The following is an 18,590-nucleotide window of genomic DNA, read 5'->3' as shown; positions in this document are numbered from 1 at the left end:
GCGTGGCATGGCTTTGATATTGGTCCTTTGGCTGCTGGCGGTATTAGGCCTGATGGTCACGGGCGTGGTGGCTACACAGCGTATTGAAATCCGCCAGAGCCATGCAGAGTTGCAGCTTGGCAAGGCCGTGCTCGCTGCCGAGGGCGGGCTCTCGCTGGCAGTGCATGAACTGCTGCAAGCCCCCGAGGGCTTTATGGCCAATGGCCAAGTGTACCCCGCAACTCTCGATGGCGTGACACTGGCGCTTTCGGTGCGAAGCGAACACGGCAAGCTGGATCTCAATTTCGGTAATCTCGATTACATCGCCCGTTTTTTCCAAGCCATGGGGGCCAGCCCGGTAGAAGCGAATGTATTGGTCAACCAGATGCATGCACGCCGGGATCAAGGTGAACCGCTGCAGCATCTCGAAGACTTGATCGACGTCACCTCCATGGACACTGCACTTTATCAACGCATCTTGCCCTACGTGACATTGTGGGGAGGCGACGGCGTACCAGTTGCTGCTTTCGCCGATCCGGTTTTGAGCAAGGCGATTGGCCTGCCAAAGGCGCAGGAACTGAATGGCAATCCAGGCTCGGTCGTGAGTATCGATGTGCAGGCAACTCTTGCCGATGGTTTCAGTGCGGGGCTGCTAGCGACGGTGCTGGTTACCCCGGATAACACCGAGGCCGGTGTTTTCAAGGTATTGCACTGGCAAGAGCGGTAAGCTGAGCGAAGATTTCCAAGGTGGGTGCAAATTGCTATCATCAGCCGATTTTTCGGTTTCCGCTTTCCGGAAACACCGCCGGAAGCCGTGGATATGGACGTCGACGATAGCCTTGTGGAGCACCTGATCGAAGGTGGCATCCTCACCCGAGATGCTCTCGGGCAGATCGCAACAGTGCGTGCGCAGCAGCCGGAGGGCAGCGTTACCGACTGGTTGTTGCGCCTGGGCTTGCTCTCGGAAGCCAGTTTGGCGCAGGCATGGTCAGCCATTCTGGGCTGGCAGCGTTTCGATCTCCAAGCATCCGCCACGCCGGACACTGCTTTGCCACCCTTGCCATTGCGTTTTCTCAACCATCACTGCGTCGTCCCGGTCGGTATGACCTCTGACGGGCAGTTGCAGGTGGTTGTCGCCCGCCCGGCTGAGCCTTATCCGCTTAGTGCAATAGCGTATGCGACCGGGTTGAAGGTACTGCCGCTGGTGGGGACCCGAAGCGAAATTGAACAGATGATCGAAGCCATCTACGGTCAGGGCCGTACGGCGATGGGATCGCTGGTCGAGCAGTTCGAGGACATGCAAGGTCCCGAAAATACCGATCTTCTCAAGGACCTGGCTTCCGAGGCCCCAGTTATCCGGTTGGTCAACCTGATCCTGCAACGGGCCATGGAGCTGCGCGCATCGGATGTACATATCGAACCGTTCGAAAACCGCCTGAAGGTGCGTTACCGAGTGGACGGAATGCTGCGTGAAGCAGAGTCCCCGCCGGTGCGCTCGGCTGCTGCAGTCATCTCTCGTATCAAGATCATGGCCCGGCTGGATATTGCCGAGCGTCGCTTGCCTCAGGATGGGCGAATTGCCCTACGCCTGGCAGGGCGACAGATTGATTTGCGGGTATCGACACTGCCTACCAGTTTTGGTGAGTCGGTTGTTCTGCGCTTGCTCGACCGTAACAGCGTAACTCTAGATTTTTCGCAGCTAGGGTTTACCGGCGGCTACCTGGACAGGCTGCTGGAGGTGCTGGAGCAGCCAAACGGCATCCTGCTGGTCACGGGTCCAACCGGCTCCGGCAAGACCACCACGCTGTATACCGCATTGGCGCGGCTTAACATCACGGAACGCAAGATCATCACGGTCGAGGACCCCGTCGAGTACCAACTCGACGGGGTCAACCAGTTGCAGGTCAAGCCTGCCATCGGGCTGGACTTCGCGACTGCGCTGCGCTCGATAGTCCGGCAGGACCCGGACGTGATCATGATTGGCGAAATCCGAGACCTGGAAACCTGCCGTATCGCCATTCAGTCAGCGCTCACCGGGCATTTGGTGCTCTCCACGCTACACACCAACAGTGCGTGTGCCAGCATCACCCGCTTGCTGGATATGGGCGTGGAGAGCTACCTGCTGGCCTCCACCCTGAACGGTGTGCTGGCGCAGCGCTTGCTGCGTCGGCTAGACCCTGGCGAGTGTGAAGCGTACGAAGCCCCGTCAGCGCTGGTCCGTGAGCACCGCCTGGAGCAATACACCGATGAACGACCGATCCGCTTGTACCGGCCGCGGGCGGATGCTGCAAGTAGTGGTTACCGGGGGCGTGTAGTGGTCAGCGAACTGTTGGTCATGTCCGAGCGCGTTCGCGCCTTGTTGATGGAGCGGGCCGACAGCAGCGCACTGGAGCGGGTCGCCCGCGAGGAAGGTTTGCGCACATTGTATGAGGATGGGCTGCGCCTGGCCCTTGCCGGTGTGACCAGCCTCGAGGAAGTGCTGCGCGTCACGCGTGACGAGGGTGAGCTCGCAGCATGATCCGTTTTCGCTACCAGGCCATCGATGGTCAAGGCCAGCGCCAGGCAGGCCATTTTCTGGCAGAGAGCCACGCTCAGGTGATTTCTGGCTTGCAGTCGCAGGGGCTGTGGGTTGTCGACGTGCGCGCGGCGCAAGGGCATTGGCATCGGATGGTCGGCGCACGTCGTCAACTCGATCAGGCTGCCCTGGTGCACTTTACCGAGCAACTCGCCACTCTGCTCGAAGCAGGGCAGCCGCTGGAAAGCGCATTGGCCTTGCAGGCCCGACAGGCAAGCCGTCAGCCTCAGCGTGAACTACTTGAAGGCTTGCTCGCCCAGGTCAAGGCAGGTGCCTCGCTGTCGTCGGCCATGGGGCGACAGAGCAAGTTATTTTCACCTTTTTACTTGAGTCTGGTTCGCGCAGGCGAGGCGACGGGGACGCTCGGCGATGCTCTGGCTCAACTGGCAGTCTACCTTGGGCGTGCCCAGGCTCAACGCAGCGAACTGATCAGCGCGCTGATCTACCCCGCATTTTTGGTCGCGGGAGTACTGGGTTCGTTGACGCTGTTGTTGGCGTATGTGGTACCGCAATTCGTACCGGTATTCAGTGACCTCGGTATCGCGCTGCCCATGCTTACCGAGGCGATTCTGTGGCTGGGTGAGGGATTGGCACGCTGGGGGTTGTTCGCTGCATTGTGCTTGGCAATTTGTATCTGCTGTGCGTTGCTTGCCCTTCTTGACCCGCACAGACGTCAGGCACTAGATGCTTGGTTGCTGCGCCGTGGTGCCTTCGGAGTGTTCCTGCAGGCTTTGGACACCGCCAGGCTGGCTCAGACCTTGGGCACCCTGCTGGACAAGCGCGTGGCCTTGCTGGCCAGTCTCGATATCGCCCGGCAGGTCGCCAGCAACCGGGCCATGCAGGCAGCGCTTGGCAGGGCTGCCGATGAAACTCGCGAAGGTGCACCGCTGGCAGTGGCCCTGGCCCGTACCGGGGTGTTTCCGGAACTTGCGGTACACATGATCGGGGTGGGTGAGCAATCTGGTCAGTTGGACTCAATGTTGCTCAAGCTCGCACATATCTATGACAAGCAGAACCAGACCCGGATCAAGCGTTTCATGGCGGCACTGGTGCCGACCTTGACGCTGGTGATGACCCTGCTGGTGGCACTGATCATGCTGGCGATCCTGCTGCCGCTGATGAGCCTGACCAGCAATATCTGAATGCAATTCACAAGGAGCTGTCGTGACCAAACGTCGTCGCAACCAAGGGTTCACCCTGTTGGAAATGCTGGCTGTGATCGTACTGCTGGGGATCATCGCCACCATCGTGGTACGCCAGGTTGGCGGCAATGTCGATAAAGGCAAGGTAGGGGCGGGTAAGGCGCAATTGGCCAGCCTGAGCATGAAAATTGAAAGCTACGCCATGGACGTGGGTGCGCCACCGGCTGATCTGGCCGACCTGCTGGCCAAACCGGCGAATGTACCGGGCTGGCAGGGTCCTTATGTCAAGCAGAGCGAATTACGTGACCCGTTTGGCCATGCCTTTGCCTACCAGAGTCCGGGCGAGCATGGCAGCTTCGACCTGGTTTTCCTGGGGCGCGACGGCAAAGCAGGTGGCGAAGGTAACGATACGGATGTGGGCAATTGGCAGTAGCGTTGCGCCAACGTGGGTTCACCCTCTTCGAACTGCTGGCAGTGATGGCATTGGTTGCCATTGCTTGTGCGCTGCTGGGGACGGCTGTCACTCGCGGCCTGGCTGGCGCGCGCGAGCGTCAGGCGCCAGGCGAGTTGCTGCAGGTGCTGCGTGAGGCGCGGGTACAGGCACGGCGTGAGCGTCATCGCGTCAGCGTGTATTTCGATGTGCCTGCGTTGTGCTACCGACGAGAGGCGGGCAAACCTCGCTGCCTGCCCCCGAGCCTGCAATGGCAACTTCACGTCGCGGCCACGCCGACAGGCGCCGAGCCGGCCATTCATTTTTACCCGGACGGCAGTTCGAGCGGCGGCAACGTGTTGTTGCGCTTGGCCGGGCGCGAGCAACGTATCGATGTCAGTTGGCTGACCGGTGTTGCGAGCCTTGAGGCGGTGCGTCCATGAGGCGTGGTAATCGCCAGCAGGGCGGTTTTACCTTGCTCGAGATGATGGCTGCGATGGTGCTGCTGGCGCTGGGCTTGACGGTGCTGATGAGCACATTGGGCGATGCCTCGCGCGACCAGCTACGGGCAGAGGCCAGAGGCAGCATGGCCCAGGTCGCCCGGTCACTGATGGCAGAGCTTTCGCTGCAAACCTTGCAAACAGGTGCCCAGGAGGGCGAGCGCGATGGTTTCCAATGGCACTTCGAATGCACATTACGTGACAGCTTGCCGGGGATCGGCTTGTACCATCTGGCCCTGACGTTACGCCAGGGCCAGCGTGAGGAGCATTTTTCTACGCTACGCCTGCAACGCTTTGCACAGGCTGAAGCACCATGAAGCGCACGCGAGGGTTCACCTTGCTGGAGGTGCTGGCTGCGCTCAGCCTGCTTGGTCTTTTGATGGTGTTGGCTGCTACCAGTTTCAGAAGCACCGGCATCGCAGCCGAGCGAAGCCAGCGCGCCGCTGAGCGCATGGAGCAAATTCTTGCCGCCCAGCGTTTCTTGCGCCAGTCACTTGAAGGCATGCGAGAAACGCCTCGTTTCGTGGGTGAAGCCAAAAGAATCGAGTACCTCGCCGCCGTGCCATTGGGGCTGGGTGGCCAGCCCAAAATGCACCATTTGCAGTTCCTGCCTGACCAGGTTGATAGCTGGACGCTGCACATAGCGTTTTTCGACAAGGACAATGCCGAACCCTGGGGCGAACCTCAGGTTCTGACCGACCACCTGCGCGACGTGCGTATCGCTTATCGAGGCATGGATGACATGCGCCGTGACAGCGGTTGGCTGGAGCACTGGCCATGGCCACAGCGTTTGCCACGCCTGGTACGCATTCAGGCGCGTGGCCAGGGGGGCATGCCGTGGCCAACCTTGAGCGTGGCGGTGCGCACCAATCAAAAGACAGGGATCGGGCAATGAGCACCCCACAGTGGGCATCACGTGATTGGCGCGCAGCAAGTGAGAGGTTGCGCGAGCGCTGGGAGCGTTCTGCGCTGTCAGTTTTCTTTAGCTGGTGGCGGTGCGAGTTGGCAGGGTGCATTCCAGCGCCGCTCAAGCAGAAATTCAAGGCCGCTGAACTTCGCCCGGGGCTGCGTTGGCCACTGTCAAAAGTTGCAGAAGCTGGCCCTGCACGGACGGTATCGTTGTTGCTGGAGCCAAATCTGGTACTGCAATGCGATGTGCAATTACCGCGTATGCCCAGGTACGCCTTGGTCAAGGTACTGGCCCATGAGATCGACCGGTATACGCCACTCACCAGCACTGAAGTGTACTTTGCTGTGCAAGTGTTGGGGGGCGTACCTGTTGGCCCAACCATGGATGCAAGGCTGACTGTAATGCCGCGCAGCCGCCTAGATGGCATTGTACGCAAGGCACTGGAGCTGGGTGTTGATGTAGCGAGCGTTGATGTGGTCGACAGCCAGGGTCGGCCGCAAGGTATTGATCTTTTGCCGACAAGCGTCTCTGTGCAACGGGACAAGCGTACACGTACTGTCCGAAATGGCTTGGTGGCAAGCGCGTTGATCCTCCTGCTGGCCTGCATGAGCGCCTGGGTCCAGCGCAGTGAGCAAGCGCTGGAGGCGCGGCGTGCACAATTAGCCGACATCCGCGCTAATGCCCTGCAGGTGGATGCCATGCGCAAGCAGTTGCAGGCACGCAGTGAAGTGGAGCGTGCCTTGCGTTTACGTGAGACACAGCGGCTTGGCAGCGTGGCGCTGCTCGATTTGTTGACCCGTTGCGTACCTGAGCAGGCCTGGCTCGATAGCCTGCGCGTCGGTGCCGAGGGCCAGCTTGTGCTTACCGGTACCAGCTCGCGAGCGAGCGATTTACCGGCATACATGAGCGAATGCGCCGGCCTGCTGAAAGCAGGCTTGCAAGGTGGCATTCAGCCCGAGCCGGGAACAGGCCGCGAGCGCTTCACCTTGCACGCCCGCTTGCCAGGAGGTGAGTGATGACTGCCATGAAACTGAGTGCCAATGCTCGTCGGTTCAGCGCTCTTGCGCTGGCAGCTTTGATGCTGACGCTGGTATACGGCCTGACGATTCACTCATGGTTTGTCGAGCCACTGCTGAAAATCAGCGAAGAAGAAGCACTGCTACTGGCGTCCTATGAGCGTTTTTCCCGGTTGGAAGCGCAGCGTGACGGCGTCAAGGCGCAGTTGGACGCCGTATCAGCGTCACCGCTGGCCGAAGGTAGCCTGTTAACTGGCCCGGAGCCGGAGGCTGCGCAAGCGCAGCTTATGCAGTTGGTGGTCGATCGCCTGGACCTGCAACCAAGCAGTGGCTTGCCCTGCAGTGTGCTTAATCGGGTGCCCGAGCCTGTGACCAGGCAAGGACAGTTGCGCCGGATCGTGGTGCAGGCAGAACTGGAGTGCGGCCCCCAGGCCTTGGCGACCACCTTGCACAGACTGGAAAGCGAAGCGCCCTTCCTGCTGGTAGAAACCATGGATATCCGTCGACTGTTACAGTCGCAGGTCGACGGGCCTGCATTGCACCGGTTGGCCATCAACCTGCAACTGGTGGGCTATCTGGGACAAACGGATGGGAAAGCGCATGAATGACTACCGCCGTTTGCTCATGGCTTGGCTGCCTTACCTGTTGCCGGTGTTGCTGCTGAGTGCACTGTGGCTTTACCTCCTGGTTACTGAAACTCCCGTGCAATGGCCTGCCCCCGTTAATGCGTCTAAACCGGTGGCGGTGCAGGCTGAAGCTCCGGCACCGGGCGAGTCCCACGTGGTTGATTTGCAGACTTACTCGGCTGTGTGGGAGCTCCCTCTATTTGCTGACCAGCGACGACCAGACCCTCTTGACCCCAACGCAGGTACGCCACCCCCAGCCCTAAATGACCTGGTGCTCACTGGGGTAATTGTCGCCCCGCCTTTACGTGTGGCGTTGCTCAAGCAAAGTGGCGACCAGGTGCTTTCGGCCAAGGAAGGCGATGCGCTGCCCAATGGCTGGTCACTCGCCCACATTGATGAACAGAAAGTCGAGCTGACCTACGGCGAAAGCCGCCAAACCCTGGAAATCAGCAGCCCGAAGCTGCCGATGCCGATTGAATGAATGTGCTTCTAGTTATTGCTCAAGGATACTGATTTCGTGGTCTGCCGATTTGCCTTTTCCTGCCTGACCGCCTTGGTGCTGCAAGGCTGCGCTACACCTGCCCATCCACCCAGGCAGGCGGATGACCTGATTCGTGAGGGACTTGCCGGAACGGGCAGCGAGCGGCTGCCGGACAACATTCCTGCAGCGCTCGATGTACCTGCATTGCCAGCACCAGCGTCTGCCCCCGCTGCAGCTACCCGCCAGCAAATTTTGAGAGGTGACCGCCAGTTCGTTGCCAAAGTGCCCGTGCGTAGTCGCAGTAACCCGGCAGCTCAAGAAGGGCAGATCAGCTTCAATTTCGTCAATCAGCCGATCGCTGCAGTGATCAATACCGTGCTGGGTGATGTGCTGCAGGCGGATTACAGCATCGGCCAGGGAGTGACAGGCGAAGTGTCGTTCTCCACGGCCAAACCCGTGGACAAGGGCCAGGCGCTGTCGATTCTGCAAACCCTGCTCGCCTGGACCAGCAACGCGCTGGTGCTGCAGGACGGGCGCTACTGGGTGGTGCCCGCCAGCCAGGCGGTGGCAGGGCAGATGACCCCGCAAGTGCGCGTACCCGCACCAGGCAGTGGCCTTAGCGCCCGGCTGTTTGTGCTGGACTACATCTCGGCAGTGGAAATGCGCAAACTGTTGAAGCCATTTGCACGTGAAAATGCCTTCCTGCTCGTTGATGCCTCGCGCAATGTGCTGGTACTCAGCGGCACCCCGGATGAGCTGGCTAACTATCAGGACACCATCGATACCTTCGACCTCAACTGGTTAAAAGGGATGTCTATCGGGGTTTTCGGTCTGCAGCGGGCCAACGTTGCCGAATTGATGCCCGAGCTCAACCAGTTGTTCGGGCCTCGGGGGGCCACGCCGTTAGCGGGGATGGTGCGCTTTCTACCGATCGAACGGACCAACGCCATCGTCGCGATCTCGTCGCAACCCGAATACTTGAACGAGGTCGGCCGCTGGATCGACACCATCGACCAGGGCGGTGGCTACGAGCCGCAGATGTACGTGTACGACGTGCGCAACATGAAGGCCAGTGACTTGGCGCGTTACCTGCGGCAAATCTACGCCAACGAGGCACCGGGGAGTGGTGGACAGGGGCAGGTGGCGCCAGGACTACGTACCTTGACCTTGTCGTCTGACCGCGGCATGGGGTCTGCCAGTGGGGGCATGCCGATGTCCAGCGCGCGGGATGTCATGGCCAAGCCAAGGCACGCTGAGCAGGGCGATGACGATGCCAGAGAAGAGGAGGATGGGCAGCTGTCCGCTACCGGGCAGGCTAGCAATGGCCAGGTCGACAACCTGGTGCGTATCACCGCACAGCGTGGCAGCAATCAGTTGCTGGTGCGCTGCCGACCGACCCAATGGCAGGAGATCCAAACTGCCATCCGACGCCTGGACAACCCGCCGCTGCAGGTGCAGATCGAGACACGCATTCTTGAGGTTAGCCTGGAAGATGGCCTAGACCTGGGCGTGCAATGGTACCTCGGGCGCCTGGCGGGTAACTCCGGTACCAAAGGCATCGAGAACGCTTCGGGCAGCCAGGGCGCTCTGGGCGGTGGTGGCGCAGGCTTGAAAGCCACCGACTCGTTGTTCTATTCGTTTGTCAGCAGTAACTTGCAGGTGGCATTGCATGCCTTGGAAATTGGCGGCAACACGCGGGTGCTATCGGCGCCATCGTTGGTGGTGATGAACAACCAGAACGCACAGATCCAGGTGGGTGACAACATCCCGATCAACCAGACCAGCATCAATTTGGACAACACCTCGGTCACTACCAGCAGCGTGCAATACTTGCAGACCGGGGTGATCTTGGATGTATTACCTCGGATCAACCCGGGCGGACTGGTGTACATGGACATCCAGCAACAGGTCAGCGATGCCAGCAAGCTGCGGGACAGTAATGGCAACCCAAGTATCTCAACCCGGGCAGTATCCACCCAAGTGGCTGTGCAAAGTGGCCAGACGGTGTTGCTGGGGGGCTTGATCAAGCAGAACGAGGCCGAAAGCCAGAGCCGTGTACCTTGGTTAGGTCGAGTGCCGGGATTGGGCTGGCTGTTCAGCGATACTCAGCGTAGTCATACGCGTACCGAGCTGATCGTACTGATTACGCCTAAGGTAGTAAGCAACACCAGTACGGCACGGCTGGTTACGGATGAATATCGGCAGCAATTGCAGCTGATTCGTCCGGATGTGAGCGGTGGCTAATGTGACTTAATCACTCTTCAGGTAGGGCTCAGCCAAGCGTAGGCAGTAATTCGCCATCTAAACTTTCTAACCGAGGAGTATCCGACTGCCTGCCCAACGCTTGGGTGAACTCAGAGCCTGCGGAAATGGTTTGGTCATTGATGGTAATAGTTGCTTGGCCGTCCAGCAGAACGCCTAGATCTCTTGCGATCACGAACGCGGATTTCTGGATGTGTGCATCCATCGCGGATTTGTCTATGCCGGCTGCTTGGAGCTTGGTTGAAAGTCCGAGTAACGCATCGACCGCTTCGACTTTCAAAGGCATCGCTGATACCTTTCCTTCGGTCGTATGGTTCTTGTACATCCAGGATGCTGTTTCTTTGACGAAGGATATGAGTAGGTCGATCACTTTCGACTCTCCGAAACCTTCACCCACAGGCTGCCAGATTCAATTTTCGAAATGCGCAATGGATGATCGCTTTCGGAGACTGACAGCAGCATACAAAGCTCGGTGTAGAGTGCCTGGACGGCGAGTAAGCGTCGACCAAAGTCTTTCAAATCAAAATGCGCAGGTAGCCAGATCGTTATCGGAGCCTCGGCGCTGCCAGCGACATCATGGTTGCCTACAAGGTTTTCAATCATCTGCAAGGATTGCATGAGGGTTTGGAATTTGACGTTCAAGTCTTGTGCGGCAAGAACAACTGGCAGCGCGTTGAGGCCTGTGCCATTAGTGATAAATACGTCGTAGAGGTCCGAAAAAGCTTCAATGTGTTGTTTGAGGCTCAGGATGAGCTCAGGGCTTTGGGGTTGGCTGAGCTGTAACTGTGTCAGTGCCGCTTGAAAATGCTCCAAGCCCTTAAACAAATGACGTTGACTGAACGTCGCTGAAGTCATCTGATGGACTCGAGCCAGATGAGCGTTAACTCGTGCTGCACCTTCGCTCTGTGCAGCGCCACCTGCTGCAATTTTGGCCATTGGGCCGGACATTGCTTGTGCAGATTTGGCTAGTTCCGCGACAAGGGTAAGAAAGGGTCGAAATTTTTCTGACTCAGCGAAAAACTACCCAATCCTACGATGGAGTTCGAACGAATACATGGACTGTCCTCAAAGCCTCTAAAATGCCAATACCTGTTACTCCTTCTTCATACTCGCGTTGAGATTAGTGTATTGGCACTCACATCGGAAAGTCAGCCGGCTTCACATGTAAAGCAGGTCCTGATCGACCAGCTGTGTGCCAAGCTGGTGCATGAGACTTCGCGTGGTGTCACCACGTCAACCTCACGGTAACCGCCTCTCTCATTGAGGCATAGGAAGGCCTAACCCGTGACGCGCACTTCTGCGGTGCAACCGGTCTTTCGCCTAGGAAATACGCACCTTGTAAACCACTTTTTTTCACTGTAAACCACTGTGGTTAACAGTGAAAAAAAGTGGTTTACAAGGTGCGGCTAGCGATGCCTTCAGGTGTGTTCTGCATCAGTTATCAGAACCACATGAAGCATGCATCACCTCATTCGTTCGTCAGTGCGGAAACTGCGGCCGGCTCAGCCGGTTTTCACATATCTCGGTACCTTGATCGTCTCCATCGAGAGCAGGTAGAGCGTGAAAAGCCGAATGAAGTCGACGTCGGCCAAGATCTTGAAACTCAGAGGATTCGGGGTATGGGAGACGTACCTTTCGTCAGATCCCAAGCTTGGGACTGAGGGGGGCCAATCCATACCTGCGGCTGTGCCACAAGCCCCAACCGATATCAATTGGTGAGCCATCGATCGCCCCCTACTGATCAGTACGTCGTCGCCATCCAGGCAATATTCGGTCTTTGCTCGCCGTCGATGTGAACCCAGCCCAGGTGCTGGAGAACGGGTAGCCATAAGATTGATGCCTCTCTTCCTCTACCTAAGGACCAGAAAGATTGAACTTGAGCGCAGCACAGCCGCTGTCGAGAAGCCGACTGAGGCCTCGTAGAGGTGCTCACCTCTCAAGGGGCGCGTCTCTAGCAGCGTGCTACTACCCGTTGTAACCTACCTCATCTGATGCAACGAATGCTCAGCTTTAGTCAAGCAGCTCAGGTCTTAGAGTTGTCGCTCAGCCAGTTTGTGGGATAGGGATCCACGAACCTATGGTCATCTTGCGTTCTACAACACTTTAATGATTGGAGCTGTAGCGATTTTTAGCTATTATCGTGTGCCCTTTCATAGCTTTTGGCTGAGATTTTAAATTGTTTTATAAGCTGCTCGTGCGTACTCGACTTTGTTGTTTCGTAGGATATAGAAAGCTACCTGCGATTGGGCGGCTAATGCCGCTGCCTGCTATCAGTGCCATCTCGACAACCACCATTGCAATTGTCGCAGTGATTATTTCCATTGAGCAAATGGAGGCTAATAACACGACGTCTGCAAAAGGAGTTTACAAAGAATATTTAAGTCTAGCATTTGCTAATCCAAAGTACTCCGCGGCTTCTTTTCCTATATTGGCTCCTCGGTATCTTAATTTCGAGTACGGATCCGATAAGCGCGAGGCATACGAGTTTTTCGTTTCTTTTTTGCTGAACTCGGCTGACGAGATTCTTAGTACGCCGGAAAAGGACCACTGGAAGGCAACACTGGTGGTTCAATTTTCCTACCATGCGTTATATTTAAATTCCGGTGATTTTGTGCCTGGGTCATATTTGTGTGAAACCAGAGATTTAGTGGCTCAAGGTGTTGAAGAGTATGCCAAGAGGCAGAGGGATTTCAACTTGCTCATGAATACCGTAAAGCTGAATGATAGTGTCAAATGTACGGATAAAGAATGGCGCGACGAGGGAAATTAAAGGCAATAGTTATTGGTGGGTTAATTGGGTTCCATTAGCGGGTCGAACTAAGGCAAATATAAAAAACAAGCGCGAATCTCTTTCGGAGGAGAAGGCAAGGAGATGAAAGGTGTCGTAAAAGTAAGGCCTGTTATGCCTTCTCAAGGGAGGGTTCAAACTTCGGTCAGTTGCACTCTCTGCTCAGTAAGTTTGTGGGGATGGGTTATGTGATTGCGTTTTTCTCAGGTGCGGAGACACCAGATAGCTGATTGGCCAGTTCAGGTTTGGCGTCTGCCTGAGGCGTGAGCGCAATTTACTATTATTATCAGTTGTTTATGCTTAGAGGGCTCACTAGTCTTGCCAGCCTAGAGATGCCATAAAACGAGACTTGACTGCACCGTCAGGCAATTCGTGAAAAAATGATAAGAGCAGCTTGAACTGTTGGAAACGGACCCAGCGCTCTGAGTCATTCGCTTCATCCTCGTTCTCCTCGGAGTACACATCGTTATAGAAGCTTTTGGCCACTTGCGCCATACGCTCTAGAACACTCTCTGGATAGCCAGTGGAAAAAATCTCACCTGCACGCTGACGAAAGTTTACATAATCAGGCACTACCCCTCCCGTGCACTCCTTAAGCGCAAGATTCAAATCATTAAGCAATTCTTGAGCTTTACGTTCAAAATACTGTGCATGCTCACTTGGAGAATCTAGGATTTCCAGAATCTCATTGAAAATAAGTTCGATACCTCTAGAAATTTCGGATAAGCTTAACCAAGACTCGTCATTGTCGCAATATCGTCGGGTGGCCATTCGAATGTAAGCCAATCGTTCGCAAGCCGGGGGGTGGGTGTCACCGAAATCCATTCCGATTTTTTCGAGACATTGGTAGATTAGTAGCATGAACTCGATACCGGCATACCTCAATTGCAGAGTGGTGGCGAAGTCTGGAGAGTCCTCGTCTCTATATCCCAATACCAAACTCGCTCCAAAAAAATCGGCAGCAAATTCATCGAGGTGTGCTAGAACGTCAGCTCGTATAATGTCGTTCGGTAGCTTTTCCAGCATACCGGGTGTGTCCGACAAAATGTGGCCAACCTCGTGACAAAGCAGAAATGCCTCTGCCTCCATGGCTAATGTGTTTGCGACCTTCATTTGATCATTGTTGATCGAATATTGCGGACCGAATGCGACATTTGTTTCTTTAAACCACCAAAAGACCTCTGCTATTAATCTGGCAGTTTCGTGCAGCCCAGCCTCAATAGGTTGCTCACCGATTTTGAAGCGGGTAGCGATGATTCTTGATAATCGGTAGACGAACTCCCTCATTCCCGTACTGAATAGAATGGCGTAGCCATTATCTAGAGTTTTAATTTTTACGTCGGGGATTGGGTCGTCTATTGCGCCTATCGCTATTACTTCGGATTCCAGTAATGTAATAAGCGCAGGATCAAGTCTGGGGTTTAAATGGTCGATTAAAACCTTCGTCCAATCCCTTTCGTTAATTTCTTTAAGGAGATCTGATAGGCTCAAGCTGGCTGCTTTGCAAGCGGAAACAATACCAGGAGGAATATCTTCTTCCGTGTAAACACGGCGCTTCACGCTTGACTGGATGAATGCAACGTATTCTTTTGGTGTCATTGCGGAGCTCGCTTGAACTTTACTTTGATACCAGCTTGCATACCAACCTCGAGCTTTCCGATGAGAGCAATGCTGCCTTTACCATTAACTCCGAGCGATACTTCGATTTCATCGACGCAATAACCAGACTTCGCAACAGGTTGCTCGTCCAGCATAGTTTGGAACTTATTAAGCACCGCTTTGAGGTTTTCGCTTAATATTTCCAGATCTACTTCAGTCGTGCTTACTTTTGGTCGACTAAGCGACGGCAGGGCATTGCGTGTTGCCGGATCGCTTGTTTCGATATCCCAGACTTCGATGCTGCCCAATCCTCTAGACATAAAAATTCCTAGTAGCGCCTGTAGGACTCACGCGGAAAATAGGCGTGAGGCTAAATGCGAATGGTAGCATTGCGCCACTCTTCTGTATTGAAGTGATTTTCTGCTGTTAACATCATGCGGGTGTCCGCCGTCGTTTGTCGGCAGTGTCTCAAAGGCAGAGCGTAAATGGATTGCACCGAGGGCGATGCAGGGCTTCTGAGTAGAGCATAAATCTACCTATGAGCAGTAGACACACGCTTCCCGCCCTGATTAGTTGTGGCAACAGCATGGATCTATGCCTCTTGGTCCACCTAACCCCTGCACCGGGCGCAGCTTGCCCGAAAGCGCCAGTTCGCCCAGGCATTCAATGTCGGCCAATGTGGCCACCGGCACCTGGCCGTCAGCAGCAAGAATGCCCAGGGCGATGGCCAGGTCGTATCGCCCGCCGTCCTTGGGCAGGTCTGCCGGTGCCAGGTTTTGGGTGATGCGCCTTTGCGGGTAGTTCAGCCCGGAGTTGACGATGGCGCTGCGTACCCGGTCCTTGCTTTCCTTGACGGTGGTTTCGGGCAGGCCGACCAGGGTGAGGTGGGGCAGGCCGTTGGCCAGGTGGGTTTCGACGCTGACAGCAGGTGCCTGCACGCCAACCTGGGCGCGGCTGTGGACGAGGGCAAGGGACATGGACGCTCCGTTGTCGATGATGAGGGCGCCGCTTCCTGCGGCTTGGCCAAGCATAGAGAGGGTAGGGGGAACAAGCGCAAGAAGAGTGCGTCCTTGTTTTTCAGGTCAGGGATCTCCCCTGCTTTTCATACAATCTGACAAACAATGGATCCAATAACTTTGCGCCCGGCAAAGCTATGGCTTAGTGTTCAACCGTTACTGCCTTGCCAAGGGATGGCAATGCATCTCCTCCAAATGGACTTGAGGTACTGCCCGTGCAAACGCTCATTCGCACCCGCCAGCAGATCCTGGAGCGGGTAAAGGCCAAGGAGTTCGCTGAACTCAACCATTTCTTCGATAACCTTCAGGCGCAGTGGCGGCAAGCGCGCCCAGGGGAGTGCCCGGCCTACCTTGAGGCTGTTCAGGGGCACATGCTGGTCGACTGGGATGTAGAAGGCAGCAAGGCCCTCACACAACGCCTCAAAGCCTGGATCGATGCCTGCCCCAAGGCTTATCACCCGCAGGTAGCCATGGGCTTTCACTGCTTCAATCGCGCTTGCCGTATTCGCGGTACGGTTGCCGCCAATGAGGTGTCCGCAGCGCGCTGGCTGGCCGCCGAGCAGGCCTGCGAAATGGCCGCTGGGCACTTCCTGCGGGCCATTGAGCGTTGCGCGCAGCCTGTAGCGGCGGCGATCGGTATGTTGCAGATCAGTGCGCACTTTCGTGAACCGGGCTGGCTGGTGGAGCTGTTTCATGGCCGGCCGGCGCGCTTTCGGCCCAGCGCCCATGCCGATGTCGAAGTGCAGGAGGCTGCGGCACCGCTACTGGTCAAATATGGGCTGGCACCGCTGGTTGAGCTGCCGCAAGTGCTGCCGTTGTGCCTGAGTGCCCGCCTGCCCGCTGAGCAGGAACCTGCGCGGGACTACTGGCTGCGCCATGCCTTGAACTGGTTCCCTGGCTGCTTCGAGGTGGTCGAGGCCTATGCCAGCTACCTCACACCCCGTTGGGGCGGTAGTTATGAGGCCATTGATGCCGTGGCCAGCGGCCCTTTGTGCCGGGGCTGGCCTGAAACCCTGCGTAATGCAATCCGCTGGCTGGCACTTGAGGATCAGTTCCGGCTGCCTCCTGCCGATCAGGTGCAGCAAGTCACGGCTTGGCAGCGAGTCTTCGAGCGGTGGATGCAACGCGAGCTCAGGCCAAAGGAACGCGCCACGCTCATGGCCCGGCGAGGGGCTTTTCGCCGCTTTTCGCTAAAGGATTACCCCGGTGCGATGCACGACTTCGTCGCTTCTGTGGCGCTATACCCCGATCAGGGCTTCGTACCGGCCATTGGTGAGCCGTTCTACAGCTTTGTTTGCCTGGTAGTGGCCCATGGCGTGCAAGACGATGCGCACAGCTTGCGTATCGCCATCGAGCGGTTAAGCGAAAACCGCAGGCAAGCGGCGGCCTGTGCGTTGCGGTCCGTGGGGCACCAGTTCGGGTTGTGGGGTTTCAGGCAATGCGCCGAGCAGGCGCGTATCTGGCTGCACGCTGCGGTGAAACGGCAGTGCGGGCGCGAGGGGCTGGGCTTTGATGTACTCGAGGTAGCCCGCCTGCTTTGGGCCGCCAAGTATTACGAGGCCGCGTATTTCCTCTACAGGCAGTGTGCCGAGTGCAAGTTGCCCGATGCCGCAGCCGCGCTTTACGCGCTGCATTGCGGTCGGCTCGAGGGAACGCCGGAAGACTACATAGACTCTGGGGCAGCAGCGCATTGGCTGCTGTGTGCCGCGCAGGCAGGCAGCCAGATGGCCAAGTACGACCTGGCCTGCCAACGCATGCGTAATGACCAGAACTTGAGCGAGCGTAGCGCGATGCTGGCGGTAAGGCGCTTGCTGCTCGATTGCCTAGGCAACGAGGCGCTCGATGCCCAGGCCCGCTTGCAGTTGGCCATTCTGCAGCGCCAGTTCGGCGACCCCCGGGAGCGCGCAGAGGCGGTCGCCTACCTGCTGGACCTGGTGCACTACCCTGATTGCGCGATAGCCGGGCGTGCAAGCGCGGAGCTAGGCCTGGCCTGGATGCACGGGCATGGTACGCGCAAGCCGAGCCGCTTCGCGGCCATCGAGTGGGCCAACCGTGCGGCCGCGCTGCAGCCGGGGGATTCGGCCATCGAGGGCATTCAGGCCCGGATTCGCAACTCGCACAACCTGTTCAGGACGCTGTTCACGGTGTGCGGTGCAACGCTGTTTCGAGGGGACCTGCATGCCAGTGAGCTGCCGCCCAAGCCAAGCAGCCAGGCACCCGGCCGGCTACGGGCTCCCGCGTGAGGGCGGGGCGCGGAGCTTAATCCTGTGCCGCGGGTGCCATGCGGGCTTCCAGCTCGGCGACCTGCTTCTCCAGGGCCTCCAGGCGCGCACGGGTGCGGGCCAATACGACCATCTGGCTGTCGAATTCTTCACGGCTGACCAGGTCCAGCTTGCTGAAGGCACCTTGCATCAGCACCTTGAACTGGCTTTCCAGTTCGGCGCGGGGCTGGGCGGTATCGCCACTGAACAGGCGCGAGGCCTGGTCGCTCAGGGCATCGAGAAGGGCTTTGGGCGCGAGCATGATCGGCTGTCCACTGCTGACGGGAAATGGCCGGCAGTGTAACACGGGCCCGTTTTGCGTTCCGTTGCACATTTTTCGAGCAGTCCCGCGCAATGCTGCGCACCAAGACTGTGCATCTTTTCAGTGCTGGCGACTGGCCAAGCCTGACTCTTCCACGCAACTGCCTGTTTTTCGGCGCTTTAACGGAACTGGCAAGGTTTCTGCAAAGACCTGTACGAGCCATGCACTGATGCAGTTCCTTGTGACCAGGCAGTGCGCACGCGGAGCCGGATGCCGACGACGCGTTACAAAGCCAACCGCTGCGCTTAGACTTGAGACGGGTTTGTTTTCCTGGGGCAAGTCCACCAAATCGGGAGAGAGTTTCATGAAGCTAGTCACAGCCATCATCAAGCCGTTCAAGCTGGACGACGTGCGAGAGTCACTGTCGGAAATCGGCGTGCAGGGCATCACCGTCACCGAAGTAAAAGGCTTCGGTCGGCAGAAGGGTCACACCGAGCTGTATCGCGGTGCGGAATACGTGGTCGACTTCCTGCCCAAGGTGAAGATCGACGTCGCCATCGACGACAAAGACCTCGATCGAGTGATCGAAGCCATCACCAAGGCTGCCAACACCGGCAAGATCGGTGACGGCAAGATCTTCGTGGTGAATCTGGAGCAGGCAATCCGCATCCGTACCGGCGAAACCGATACCGACGCGATCTAAGCGCCCAAAAAAAGCCTCACCAAACCCAACGCCCCAGGAG

Annotated in this window: 19 protein-coding genes and 1 pseudogene; 14 read left to right on the top strand and 6 right to left on the bottom strand. The window is 57.3% G+C overall.

Annotated features, from left to right (window positions below; all coding sequences use genetic code 11):
• Nucleotides 1–7: 7 nt before the first annotated feature.
• The 11 genes from NGJ21_RS11325 to gspD all read left to right on the top strand — a co-directional run bounded on the left by NGJ21_RS11325 (nt 8) and on the right by gspD (nt 9,903).
• Nucleotides 8–706 carry a type II secretion system protein GspK gene (locus NGJ21_RS11325; protein WP_251962126.1) on the top strand — a complete coding sequence of 233 codons (699 nt, stop codon included), beginning with the start codon at nt 8–10 and terminating at the stop codon, nt 704–706.
• A 93-nt stretch (nt 707–799) separates the two neighbouring features.
• The gene (locus NGJ21_RS11320; RefSeq protein ID WP_251962125.1) at nt 800–2,497 is read left to right on the top strand and encodes a GspE/PulE family protein; all 1,698 of its coding nucleotides are present in this window, start codon (nt 800–802) and stop codon (nt 2,495–2,497) included.
• The gene (locus NGJ21_RS11315; RefSeq protein WP_251962124.1) at nt 2,494–3,696 is read left to right on the top strand and encodes a type II secretion system F family protein; all 1,203 of its coding nucleotides are present in this window, start codon (nt 2,494–2,496) and stop codon (nt 3,694–3,696) included. Before NGJ21_RS11320 ends, NGJ21_RS11315 begins: the two co-directional genes overlap by 4 nt.
• A gap of 22 nt (nt 3,697–3,718) precedes the next feature.
• Complete coding sequence (gene gspG, locus NGJ21_RS11310) at nt 3,719–4,129, top strand: type II secretion system major pseudopilin GspG (protein WP_286010433.1); 411 nt, start codon at nt 3,719–3,721, stop codon at nt 4,127–4,129.
• Nucleotides 4,120–4,569, top strand: coding sequence for a prepilin-type N-terminal cleavage/methylation domain-containing protein (locus NGJ21_RS11305; protein ID WP_251962123.1), 450 nt, complete (start codon nt 4,120–4,122; stop codon nt 4,567–4,569). Before gspG ends, NGJ21_RS11305 begins: the two co-directional genes overlap by 10 nt.
• A complete protein-coding gene (locus tag NGJ21_RS11300; RefSeq protein WP_251962122.1) occupies nt 4,566–4,943 on the top strand; it encodes a type II secretion system protein in 378 nt (125 codons plus the stop codon). Before NGJ21_RS11305 ends, NGJ21_RS11300 begins: the two co-directional genes overlap by 4 nt.
• Entirely contained in the window at nt 4,940–5,521 is a 582-nt protein-coding gene (locus NGJ21_RS11295; RefSeq protein WP_251962121.1) for a prepilin-type N-terminal cleavage/methylation domain-containing protein, read from the top strand. The genes NGJ21_RS11300 and NGJ21_RS11295 overlap by 4 nt, the downstream gene beginning before the upstream one ends.
• Before the next feature lie 275 nt (nt 5,522–5,796).
• Nucleotides 5,797–6,552, top strand: a complete 756-nt coding sequence (locus NGJ21_RS11290) for a PilN domain-containing protein (protein ID WP_251962120.1) — start codon at nt 5,797–5,799, stop codon at nt 6,550–6,552.
• Nucleotides 6,552–7,160 carry a type II secretion system protein GspM gene (gene gspM, locus NGJ21_RS11285; RefSeq protein WP_251962119.1) on the top strand — a complete coding sequence of 203 codons (609 nt, stop codon included), beginning with the start codon at nt 6,552–6,554 and terminating at the stop codon, nt 7,158–7,160. The genes NGJ21_RS11290 and gspM overlap by 1 nt, the downstream gene beginning before the upstream one ends.
• Complete coding sequence (locus tag NGJ21_RS11280; protein WP_251962118.1) at nt 7,153–7,659, top strand: hypothetical protein; 507 nt, start codon at nt 7,153–7,155, stop codon at nt 7,657–7,659. Before gspM ends, NGJ21_RS11280 begins: the two co-directional genes overlap by 8 nt.
• Nucleotides 7,660–7,695: 36 nt before the next feature.
• Nucleotides 7,696–9,903, top strand: coding sequence for a type II secretion system secretin GspD (gene gspD / locus NGJ21_RS11275; RefSeq protein ID WP_251962117.1), 2,208 nt, complete (start codon nt 7,696–7,698; stop codon nt 9,901–9,903).
• A gap of 28 nt (nt 9,904–9,931) precedes the next feature.
• Here the strand turns inward: gspD and NGJ21_RS11270 are convergent, their stop codons facing one another.
• Nucleotides 9,932–10,291 (bottom strand): hypothetical protein, encoded by a 360-nt coding sequence (locus NGJ21_RS11270; protein ID WP_251962116.1) that lies wholly within the window; start codon nt 10,289–10,291, stop codon nt 9,932–9,934.
• On the bottom strand, nt 10,288–10,857 hold the full coding sequence (locus NGJ21_RS11265; protein WP_251962115.1) for a hypothetical protein: 570 nt from the start codon (nt 10,855–10,857) through the stop codon (nt 10,288–10,290). The genes NGJ21_RS11270 and NGJ21_RS11265 overlap by 4 nt, the downstream gene beginning before the upstream one ends.
• Before the next feature lie 1,318 nt (nt 10,858–12,175).
• Between NGJ21_RS11265 and NGJ21_RS11260 the strand changes: the two genes are divergently transcribed.
• Nucleotides 12,176–12,691, top strand: a complete 516-nt coding sequence (locus tag NGJ21_RS11260) for a hypothetical protein (RefSeq protein ID WP_251962114.1) — start codon at nt 12,176–12,178, stop codon at nt 12,689–12,691.
• A gap of 330 nt (nt 12,692–13,021) precedes the next feature.
• Here the strand turns inward: NGJ21_RS11260 and NGJ21_RS11255 are convergent, their stop codons facing one another.
• The 3 genes and pseudogenes from NGJ21_RS11255 to NGJ21_RS11245 form a co-directional block, all read right to left on the bottom strand.
• On the bottom strand, nt 13,022–14,308 hold the full coding sequence (locus NGJ21_RS11255) for a phage exclusion protein Lit family protein (protein WP_251962113.1): 1,287 nt from the start codon (nt 14,306–14,308) through the stop codon (nt 13,022–13,024).
• Nucleotides 14,305–14,628: a Pepco domain-containing protein gene (locus NGJ21_RS11250; RefSeq protein WP_251962112.1), complete on the bottom strand. Its 324-nt coding sequence runs from the start codon at nt 14,626–14,628 to the stop codon at nt 14,305–14,307. The genes NGJ21_RS11255 and NGJ21_RS11250 overlap by 4 nt, the downstream gene beginning before the upstream one ends.
• 291 nt (nt 14,629–14,919) lie before the next feature.
• Nucleotides 14,920–15,285: pseudogene (locus tag NGJ21_RS11245) on the bottom strand (magnesium chelatase domain-containing protein); the annotation flags it as partial.
• Between the two features lie 254 nt (nt 15,286–15,539).
• On the opposite strand from NGJ21_RS11245, the gene NGJ21_RS11240 reads away from it, so the two are divergent.
• Nucleotides 15,540–17,567: a DUF4034 domain-containing protein gene (locus NGJ21_RS11240; RefSeq protein WP_251962111.1), complete on the top strand. Its 2,028-nt coding sequence runs from the start codon at nt 15,540–15,542 to the stop codon at nt 17,565–17,567.
• 16 nt (nt 17,568–17,583) lie between these two features.
• Here the strand turns inward: NGJ21_RS11240 and NGJ21_RS11235 are convergent, their stop codons facing one another.
• Nucleotides 17,584–17,847: an accessory factor UbiK family protein gene (locus NGJ21_RS11235; protein ID WP_012312185.1), complete on the bottom strand. Its 264-nt coding sequence runs from the start codon at nt 17,845–17,847 to the stop codon at nt 17,584–17,586.
• A gap of 364 nt (nt 17,848–18,211) precedes the next feature.
• Between NGJ21_RS11235 and glnK the strand changes: the two genes are divergently transcribed.
• The gene (glnK, locus tag NGJ21_RS11230; protein ID WP_002555808.1) at nt 18,212–18,550 is read left to right on the top strand and encodes a P-II family nitrogen regulator; all 339 of its coding nucleotides are present in this window, start codon (nt 18,212–18,214) and stop codon (nt 18,548–18,550) included.
• Nucleotides 18,551–18,590: the final 40 nt, after the last annotated feature.

It is taken from the genome of Pseudomonas sp. Marseille-Q5299 (assembly GCF_943737035.1).
GTDB lineage: Bacteria > Pseudomonadota > Gammaproteobacteria > Pseudomonadales > Pseudomonadaceae > Aquipseudomonas > Aquipseudomonas putida_E.
Note: the sequence above shows the minus strand (reverse complement) of the source record. Positions and strands in the feature narration are given on the sequence as shown.